This is a genomic window from Kineococcus indalonis (assembly GCF_009906395.1).
Taxonomy (GTDB): Bacteria; Actinomycetota; Actinomycetes; order Actinomycetales; family Kineococcaceae; genus Kineococcus; species Kineococcus indalonis.
The window spans coordinates 1-516 of sequence record NZ_JAAALM010000998.1 but is presented as its reverse complement, the minus strand read 5'-3'; the positions used below and the strand labels follow the sequence as shown (position 1 = coordinate 516).

Here is a 516-nt window from a genome sequence, read left to right as displayed (position 1 = left end):
GGCGCGGACGGTGAGCGCGCTGCTGCTGGGCCCGGGCGGCGGGCTGGAGCGCCTGGCGCGGCCCGGGGTGGCGCCGGGCGCGCCGGGGTGGGCGTTCCACGGCACCGCGCCGACGGCCTCGCCGTGGTTCCTGGCGGTGGCCGAGCCGCACTCGGGCACCCCGCTGGACCTGCTGCACACCTCGGGCACGGCCCTGGCGGTGCTGGGGGCGGCGCTGCTGCTGCCCGCGGCGCTGACGCGGTTCCTGCTGCCGGTGGCGGCGTTCGGGTCGATGCCGCTGTCGGTGTACACCGCGCACGTGCTGGCGCTGGCGGTGCACCCGGGCGACGCGCCCGCGCTGCTGGCCGTGCACGTGCTGGTGGGGGTGCTGCTGGCGACGGCGTGGCGGGCGGCGTTCGGGCGCGGGCCGCTGGAGTCGGCGCTGTCGGCCGCGGCGCGCGGCGGGGCGGGGCTGGTGGCGCCGGAGCCGGCCCGGCGCTGAGCGGAGGGCGGGCCCCGGCGGGAACGGCGGGCGGG

The 516-nt window shown here is 82.2% G+C and carries 1 pseudogene; it reads left to right on the top strand.

Going from position 1 to position 516, the window contains the following annotated elements:
• Positions 1 to 481: pseudogene (locus GTR00_RS22390) on the top strand (heparan-alpha-glucosaminide N-acetyltransferase domain-containing protein); the annotation flags it as partial.
• Positions 482 to 516: the final 35 nt, after the last annotated feature.